Below are 8,499 nucleotides of genomic sequence, written 5' to 3'. Positions count from 1 at the left end.
CAAAAAGGCGTAGTTGTAAGCTCATAATTTTGTCCCGATTTGAATGTTGATGCGAACTGGGGAGGGAAATAAATTCAAGGGATTGATTTGTCGCCAGAGACTCATAGCCAGCACGAACACGCCCGCCGATGCGAGTAAGACGGCGATGAGTTGAGAGATGTCAACCCAGTCTAAAAAGCTGGTGGAATTCTGGCGGGTAAAACCACAAACAGGGAACGAACCGTCGTTAGTCCAATCTAGGGTGTCTACACTGTCTACAGCTTCTGTGTCAAGCGGTTCAGGCGTGGTGTCTACACTGTTATCGGTACTGTCTACAGTGTCTACATTCACTGTGTCAAGCGATTCCCCGTCAACGAGGTACAGTTCCAGCAGCGCTTCCCATGTAGCAGTTTTGCTGAGTTTCCCAAACTGTCTGGCGTCTTCATTGGTGAAGCCACGGTCAAAGGCGATCGCCTTAAGTTGGTCAATGCGACGGTAGCTGACAATAGGTTTAGTCATGGCAAAACCCCGTCAACTCAATCATTAAGAGTTGCGATCGTCCGTTAGGACAATCGGCTGAAAGTGGCATAATTTATAGGCTCCAAACGTTGTCGATGAACGGTTTGGGGAAGTCGTGGTTTGGCTAGCATTGCAAGTGCTCGTCAACCGCGCATCAATCTTCCTTAGTTACTCACGATTGCAGACTTACACTTCCTTGTCAACACAGGAAGTGTAAAGTTTTGTTTCGCATCTTAACCCAAGTAGCGAGTCACAAAAACAGGAATATTTAACCCATATCAGCCTCTTGCACCACGCCCGGTAAATTAATACGCTCAATATCAAAATGCAAATAGTGCTGCATAATTACCTCCGGCGAATTCCCCACAAGCTTAGCTAGCTTTTGAATAGGAAAGTCATTGTTAGCGTGGTACGAAATCATCGTGTGCCTCAGATTGTACGGAATGCGATATCGCATCTCAAGACTCTTGAGTAACGTTTTCCAAACAGTATTTAAAGCAGCTTGACTGATAGGTTTTCCCATCTCATTGGTAAAAACAAAACCTTCTCGCTGTGGAATTGACTCAAGCAAAAGTTGCAACTCTTGATTGACGGGAAAAGTTCGCACCAACTCTGTTTTAGTACCTTCTTTTGAAACAATCTTGCCACCCGAAGTCAGTACCAGAGCCTCGCAAAAAGTGATAATTCTTCTTGCAATATTGACGTTACTCCATTTGAGAGCGATTGCCTCACTGGGACGGCAACCCGTCAACCAAAGAAAGTAAACGTAATTGTAATATTGACTGTGCTTACCCTTGAACCGAGAATAGGTATCATCTCTGAGAGCATTTAGGATGCGGTAAACTTCATCAACCGCGTACACATCAATCTCTTTTTTCTCTTTTTTCTTGCCACTAATCTTGACAGACCCCAAAACATCACGATATTCAATACCCCACCTGCGAGGTATATTACCCTGCTTACTATTCCAGTCAACTGCCGCAGTTAAGTGCATGAACCGTTTTTTTGAGGTAGCAGCAGAGCGTTTTTTGTCATTAAGTATCCACTGAAGAATCTCCGACTTATCCTCCAGTCGTTTAAACGGGCATTTTTCTAGCAGTCTAGAAACATGGGTAATTTCATTGTTGATGTAAGTTTGTTCCCACGCACCGAGTGATTGGTGAAAGTCAACATACTTTTTCCACAGCAGTGAAAGTTCGTCTTTGCGAACTATACGCAGAGAAGCTTTACTGCTATTAGCCAGTAGCGGTTTTAACTCCCCAACAAAAGTTCGCAGAGACTCCAAATCAATTATTTCAGCGGCGTCAACCAGTCGCTGTATTTCCCCGTCAAGCTTGCGTGCCAACACTAGGGCCGTAAATTCATCAGAACCGAGTCCGATAGTCGATCGCCCAAATCTCTGATGCAAGCGTGCCGCGTAGTAGGTTCTGACTTGGTGTCGCTGCACCTGAAGATTGAGCCACCGAAAGTCAGAATTTGCCGCTGGGTACATACTTATCCCTCCAAACCGAGATTAATTCTACCCAGGAATGGTATATGAAAATGGTATATAAACAGCATCTATTTAAATCGAGATTCCTACACGCCTTACAGTGCAAGGGCTAGAGCCATCGAATAGGCAGACTCGAAATCTACTTTAGGGGTAACTCTAACGTGGGTTCAAATCCCACCCTCTCCGTATATCTCAGCGTCAAGCGTCAAGCGCGCACCTTATTAACCTAGGGTGCGCGCTGCGTATCATATTATTAAATTCAACTCCACAATCTCAGTAGCATGATAGCTGCTTTCATTTCGGTAAGGTAGAGGCTTAAAATCTCAAGGGAACTCTTAATTCCAAACCGGATACAAAAAAAAGGAAGAAAGTTGGTAAAGCGGGCAGTTGCAAACCCCTGTCTCAATCACGAATAAGGTGCGGGCGGAGGATGGGGGAATTAGTCTATATTCTTTATTTCCCTAGTCCATAGTCGCTAGTTCCTAGCACGAAAACCCCTAGCCTGTTACTGGTTCCCCGTACCCAGTTTCCTGTTTCTTCTAATAACGTGGGTTGTAATTGCGAGGGAGGACTAATTGCGCTAGAGCCATACTACGAACTGCTCATACCGGAATAGAAATCACAAACTCCGAACCCTGTCCCAAGGAAGAATTCACCACTAATGTACCTCCATGTTTTTCCACAACAATTTGGTGGGCTATAGACAATCCTAATCCAGTTCCTTGACCCACAGACTTGGTTGTGAATAAGTGGTTAAAGATGTTTTCCTTGACTTCGGCTGACATCCCCACTCCATTATCCTTAATGCGAATCAAAACCTGATTCTTGGATTCGCTCAGAAGAGTTTGAACCGTAATGTGATTAGGTAGAGCTTTAATTTCACTAAAAGTGCGCTCCTTATTTGACTCCTCCAGAGCGTCAATGGCATTAGCCAGCACATTCATAAATACCTGGTTTAACTGTCCGGGAAAGCATTTTACTAAAGGCAAGTTACCATAATCTCTCACAACTTCAATGGCAGGGCGGAACTCGCTGGCTTTTAAACGGTGCTTGAGAATTAGCAGAGTGCTTTCGAGTCCATCATGAATATTGAAAGAAACAGGTCGATCGCTATCTGCCCTCGAAAACGTTCTCAGACTCGTACTGATATTGCAGATGCGATCGACTCCCTCCTGCATCGAGCCAATCAATTTAGGCAAATCTTCTCGCAAATACTCCAAGTCTATATCCTCAATTTTTTCTTCAACTTTAGCTCCTGGCTTGGGAAAACTATCTTGATATACATCGATTAGCTCGAACAAATCTTGTAGGTATTCTTGAGCTGGTTGCAAGTTGCCGGCGATAAAGCCTACGGGATTGTTAATTTCGTGGGCTACACCTGCGACTAAATTTCCGAGAGCAGACATCTTCTCACCTTGTACCAACTGCAACTGCATCTGTTTGAGATTGTAAATAGACTGCTCTAGTTTTTGGGCATAATCCTGAGATTGTTGATAGAGTCGGGCGTTCTGTAAGGAAATTGCTGCTTGGGAGCACAGGATGTTGAGGATGGCGACGCGATCGCGCGTAAACGCCCCCGTTGTGAGATTATTCTCTAAATACAGAATCCCCATTACTTTGCGTTGATGGAGAATCGGAGTGCATAAAACGCTCTTGGGTTGGTTATCAATGATGTAAGGATCGCCAGCCCAGGTGGTTTGAGTGCTGGCACGATCGAATACCAAGATTTCTTTTGTACGTTTGACACGAGACTTAAAGCCAATTGACCGAACTGATAACCTGAATCAATATCTCCCACAACTCCACAAAGCAGAAAACCATAATTGGCGTAAGCAAAGGGAGAAACGGAAGCATTCCCATATTGGACGGATAATTGTACTTGTTTGCATACAGTCAAAGGCAACAGTGCAGGAGCAGCAAGGTATGCAGTAGCAAAGATACTTGATAAAAGTCTTATGGCGGCTAGTTTATAGGGTTCCCTCATTTGAGGCAGATCAATCAAATTTTCAATTCGCTTCTCGTTAAAAATTGCCGCAGTTTCGCCTAATGCCTGCCCAATATCAGACGGATTTGGCTCTGAGGGAAACTCTACACCCAACAGTTTTAAAACTTGTAGTCCCGTATTCAGCGCTTCCTGTAACTTATTTTGCGCCATACAAGCTTGCATCTGGACTTCATATACTTTCACTTTGTCCAGTAGCATTTTGGCACAGCTTTCCACGACTGATGCCAATTCTTCCATCCCGTCAAAGTCACCGCACAGATATGCAGCTTCTGCTGCTTCGGTATGCAGCCCTAATGTTAGTTCGTATTGATTTTGCCAACTATTTGCTGTCAGCAATTCTCTACCAAAATTGAAATATTCAACCGCAGCAGCATAAGCGGTAGCAGCTTTCGCTTTCTTTCCAGCAACCAGATTCAATTGTGCTAATTGCTCTTGTTCTGCTTCCTGGGTAATTAGCTCAACTCCCACATTCAAGTGGTTGAGAATATCAAAAATTCTTTCTTCTCGATCGGCTTCTGGCGTATTCTTTAATAACAGTTGACCAATTTTTAAGTGAGTAGAACGCTTTTGGTCTTCAGGAATGAGGGAATAAGCAGCTTGTTGGACGCGATCGTGTAAAAAATTATATTTTGGTAATTGATCCTGCGTAATTAGTAATTGGTCAGGTTTCTTGACCTTAGAGATTACTGATTCGCTATTTCCCTCTGCTTGATAAAACTTATAAACTTCGCTAATGGGTAAAATTAGCCCGTCTTGTAGTGCCTTCCATAAAGCCGATGCGGTTTCTTATGGCGAATTTTCATCAACAATTGCTAATGTCGCCAAATCGAACTGATTGCCAATACAAGCAGCTAACTTTAAAACTTCCTGTGTCTGGACTGGCAACTTTCGCAGTTGCTGATCGCAAGAGCGAATACCACGATAAACTAGAGTTCGATTGCCTGCGTATATTTGCTCGTTTATGTGATATCCTAGAAAAAAATTTGTGCTGTTAGTCATATCTACGTATTCCTACTGCTTCTGTCAAGTCTGAAGCTTCTGAGAGTTACTATCTACTATTTTCGCTCGCTCTGCTTTAGGATTCAGTGAATTACATTTTTATTAATATATTTGGGAGAGAGAGTTATGAAAGCAATAGTTTAAAATAATACTTGAATTGTTTATGTAAGAGCTGTTTATAGTTGAGTTAATTCTAAGTAGAAGATGAAGAAGACTAAGGCTGATTGAACGCCAGCCGTTGATAGAATAATTTAAGAGGCTAACCAGGTACTTAAGAGTATTTTTAAAACCGATGCTTGTATGCGATCGCCTATTAAATCTAATGTCGAGTTTAGCTCAGAATTTAATCTCATCATTACAATTCGGGCGACTCTGAATTTACAGCAGGAAGCAGAGGAAATCGAGTTTGTGCGCCCGATGGTGGATCGGTAGGGAATCATAGGTTCCAAGCTGAATTATTTGTCCAGATGCAACAACAAGCTGCCCCACTCTAATAAGTGAATTAGGCATTAAAGGTCAAAGTTCAGAAGCCGACTGTGGAATTAGCCCAAGTCAATTATATTTTGCCACTCACATACTTACCAATTACCCCTTTGATTTTTTCACTTCCAATACCTGCGCCAGTGAAACAAATTCTCCCACAAATTATGCTTAAAAGTGTTTCTGCCCAAGCGCTGCGACTCCCAAACAGCAGCAGTTTGACCATTAATTGCCGAAAAACTCGACCAAATATAAGGAAGTTCGGCGATCGCCTCAACCTTCATCCCGTGACGCACAGCCAAAGCGATCGCGTGAATCAACTCAGCAGCTTGTGGCCCCACAATACTCGCTCCCAAAAGCTCCCCGTTGCGACGCCCGACAATCTTACAAAAACCAGTTGTATCCCCGGACATTTGAGCTCTTTCAACATTCTTGAAATATTCCCGACAAACAATGAGATCGTCTCCAAAACGGCGCCTTGCTTGAGCTTCTGTCAAGCCAACCCTCGCTAACTGGGGATCAGAAAAAATCGCCCAAGGAATCCCGCGATAATCTATTTGAAACATGGGCAAAAACAAAGCATTTTTTACAGCAACTGCTGCTTCGTAATTAGCGATGTGAGGGAACGGATAACCCCCAGCAACATCGCCGATCGCGTAAATGCGGTGATTTGTTGTTTGCAGCTTTTCATTTAAAATCACCCCCCGATCGCTGCATTTAACCTTAGCCGCTTCGAGATTTAACGATGAAAAATTGTGTCCTCTACCCGCAGCCAGAAAAATCTCCTCAGCTTCGATCGCCCTTGGCCCTGCTTGAATCCACTTTTTACCCTCAATCACCCTAGCTTGAGTCACCTCAGTTGCAGTCAGAATCCGCACTCCTTCAGCTTCCATTCCAGCTTGCACCAAACCAGCAGCCTCCCGGTCTTCTTTAGCCAAAATGTGCGAACTTTTCACCACCAAAGTGACAGCAACCCCTAGCCGAGCAAAAGTCTGAGCCACTTCCACACCGCTGGGATCGGCACCAATTACAGCCAAACTTTTAGGCAACTGGGGAAGTTTTGCTAATTCCCCGACAGTTTCCGAAGTAAAAAAGCCAGCAGACGAAAGTCCTTCAATATTGGGAATCGCCGGCAAAGTTGGACAAGCTAGCAAATAACAGAGCGATCGCAATGAACGCCCACCTGCAACAAAAGCCAAATCCGGTTTCGCAACAAACTCGCCGTTGCCAAAAATAACATCAACCCCGCGAGCAGCCAAAAGGCCGAGAGAATCAATTTCTGACAAATTAGAAACAACATCATCTGCCCACTTTAGAACCCCGTCAAACCGCAATTTAAGCGGCATAGAGGAATTAGCGACTTCCCAGCGAAGTCCCAACTGCTGGCGGCTGATCTGCTGGGCAAAACGAGCAGCCTCCCTCAAAGTTTGGCTGTATCTCAAACCAAGGTCGATCGACTCTTTCCCCCCAGTCGGCAAATCTTGCGAATTACTTAGCGGTTCCACCAAAGCAACGCGGGCCGGGAAATTAGTTGCAGTCAAAGCAGCATAACGTCCGGCCGGAGTTCCACCAATAATCACTAAATCATAGTCAAGCATAAATAAAGAAGGCAGTAGTCATTAGTCATTAGTCAGTAGTCATTAGTCATTAGTCATTAGTCAGTAGTCATTAGTCATTAGTCAGTAGTCATTAGTTTATGACGATCGGCGCGCGGGGTCAGAAACCCGGTTTCTTCCTAGATACTTCGCTGCCAAATCCAAGATTTATCAGAGAAACTGGGTTTCTTGGGAAGTGCGCTCGAACGACCAATAAAATCGGTTTGTCAACTGACAACAGACAACTGTAAACGGACAACTGACTAATGACTAATGACTAATGACTAATGACTTCTTTAAGTCCAGCAATCAGCCGCAGATTGTCCGCCCTAGAGCGCACAGCCACCCGAAAAAACCGATCGCCCAACTCAGGAAAACTCAAACAATCCCGAATCAAAATCCGGTGTCGTTCCAACAGACTTTTTTGAATCGAAGAAACCGACATCGACGCCTTAACCAACAAGAAATTAGCCGCCCCGGCAAAAGGCTGCAAACCTGGCAAATTAGCCAAACCCTCAAATAGCTCTCGGCGAGCAACAGGCAGCCAATCCCAAGTTTGCCGCTCAAAAACAGTATCTCGCACCACAGCAGCAGCAGCAGCAGCAGCCAAAGCATTCACAGGCCAAGGATCGCGCAGTAACTGCCAGCGGCGCAGAATATCGGGATGGGCGATCGCGCAGCCCAACCGCAGTCCCGGCAGAGAATAGAATTTAGTGAGCGATCGTAAAATCACCAAATTCGGAAACTCCTCAACAGCATCGATCAAAGTTTCCTGCTCAGAAGGCGGTAGAAAGTCCATAAAGGCCTCATCCACCACCACCATACCGAACTGCTTCACATAAGGCAAAATCGCCTCCCTACCAAACAGCAAACCCGTAGGATTGTGCGGGTTGTTCAGGAGCAAACCTCGTCGATGATCGGCATCGAGAGCAAGAGGAACCGGGAGACGGAGAGTAGGGGAGACAAGGGAACGGTTAGAAACCGAAAAATCATCCGTTCCTAACCGGCTTCCAGCCTCTGCGTCCAACGATTCGAGTTCCAAAGGACATTTCAGCACCTGCGCGCCGAAAGCCGAAAGAGCCCGCCAGTAATCGCCAAAAGCCGGAGTCACCAAATAAGTCGCCTCCAGCTTCGACAAATCCCAAGCCGCCCAAGTCAACAATTCCGCCGAACCATTCCCCGGCAAAATCCAATCCCGGTCAACATTCAAAGCCTCCCCCAAAGCAGTCCTGAGCTCCCCATAATCCGGATCAGGGTAAGCCGTCAGACTGCTCAAGTGTGCTTGAATCGCAGCCAGGGCAGACTCAGGAGGGCCCAAAGGACTGATACTCGCAGAAAAATCGAGAATAGCAGAGGGAGGGCAGCCTGCCAGTGCGGCTGCCCAAGCTAAATTCCCACCGTGTACAGGTCTAATCAAGACTCAGTTCGCC

Annotated in this window: 6 protein-coding genes and 1 pseudogene; 1 reads left to right on the top strand and 6 read right to left on the bottom strand. The window is 45.3% G+C overall.

All coding sequences use genetic code 11. From position 1 onward, the window contains the following. Positions 1-21 precede the first annotated feature (21 nt). The 4 genes and pseudogenes from QUA36_RS15905 to QUA36_RS15885 all read right to left on the bottom strand — a co-directional run bounded on the left by QUA36_RS15905 (position 22) and on the right by QUA36_RS15885 (position 4,994). Entirely contained in the window at positions 22-498 is a 477-nt protein-coding gene (locus QUA36_RS15905; RefSeq protein ID WP_333458348.1) for a hypothetical protein, read from the bottom strand. Positions 499-766: 268 nt separating this feature from the next. Next, complete coding sequence (locus tag QUA36_RS15900) at positions 767-1,990, bottom strand: site-specific integrase (protein WP_333458347.1); 1,224 nt, start codon at positions 1,988-1,990, stop codon at positions 767-769. 602 nt (positions 1,991-2,592) lie between these two features. Then, positions 2,593-3,738, bottom strand: a pseudogene (locus QUA36_RS15895) (GAF domain-containing sensor histidine kinase); the annotation flags it as partial. 1,043 nt (positions 3,739-4,781) lie between these two features. Beyond that, positions 4,782-4,994: a hypothetical protein gene (locus QUA36_RS15885; protein WP_333458344.1), complete on the bottom strand. Its 213-nt coding sequence runs from the start codon at positions 4,992-4,994 to the stop codon at positions 4,782-4,784. A 300-nt stretch (positions 4,995-5,294) separates the two neighbouring features. Here QUA36_RS15885 and QUA36_RS15880 point away from each other — a divergent pair, with 300 nt between their 5' ends. After that, positions 5,295-5,426: a hypothetical protein gene (locus tag QUA36_RS15880; RefSeq protein ID WP_333160713.1), complete on the top strand. Its 132-nt coding sequence runs from the start codon at positions 5,295-5,297 to the stop codon at positions 5,424-5,426. Between the two features lie 170 nt (positions 5,427-5,596). Here the strand turns inward: QUA36_RS15880 and QUA36_RS15875 are convergent, their stop codons facing one another. Further along, positions 5,597-7,072 (bottom strand): NAD(P)/FAD-dependent oxidoreductase, encoded by a 1,476-nt coding sequence (locus QUA36_RS15875; RefSeq protein WP_333457306.1) that lies wholly within the window; start codon positions 7,070-7,072, stop codon positions 5,597-5,599. A gap of 274 nt (positions 7,073-7,346) precedes the next feature. Then, positions 7,347-8,486, bottom strand: coding sequence for a threonine-phosphate decarboxylase CobD (cobD, locus tag QUA36_RS15870; protein WP_333455534.1), 1,140 nt, complete (start codon positions 8,484-8,486; stop codon positions 7,347-7,349). Positions 8,487-8,499: the final 13 nt, after the last annotated feature.

The organism is Microcoleus sp. Pol10D4, from assembly GCF_036701555.1.
Taxonomy (GTDB): domain Bacteria; phylum Cyanobacteriota; class Cyanobacteriia; order Cyanobacteriales; family Microcoleaceae; genus Microcoleus.
This window is presented reverse-complemented; position numbering and strand designations above follow the sequence as displayed.

What these genes read in the sequence shown, in the direction of transcription:
- QUA36_RS15905 (WP_333458348.1), bottom strand. Translation starts at nt 498, where the DNA reads ATGACTAAACCTATTGTCAGCTACCGTCGCATTGACCAACTTAAGGCG.
- QUA36_RS15900 (WP_333458347.1), bottom strand. Translation starts at nt 1,990, where the DNA reads ATGTACCCAGCGGCAAATTCTGACTTTCGGTGGCTCAATCTTCAGGTG.
- QUA36_RS15885 (WP_333458344.1), bottom strand. Translation starts at nt 4,994, where the DNA reads ATGACTAACAGCACAAATTTTTTTCTAGGATATCACATAAACGAGCAA.
- QUA36_RS15880 (WP_333160713.1), top strand. Translation starts at nt 5,295, where the DNA reads ATGCGATCGCCTATTAAATCTAATGTCGAGTTTAGCTCAGAATTTAAT.
- QUA36_RS15875 (WP_333457306.1), bottom strand. Translation starts at nt 7,072, where the DNA reads ATGCTTGACTATGATTTAGTGATTATTGGTGGAACTCCGGCCGGACGT.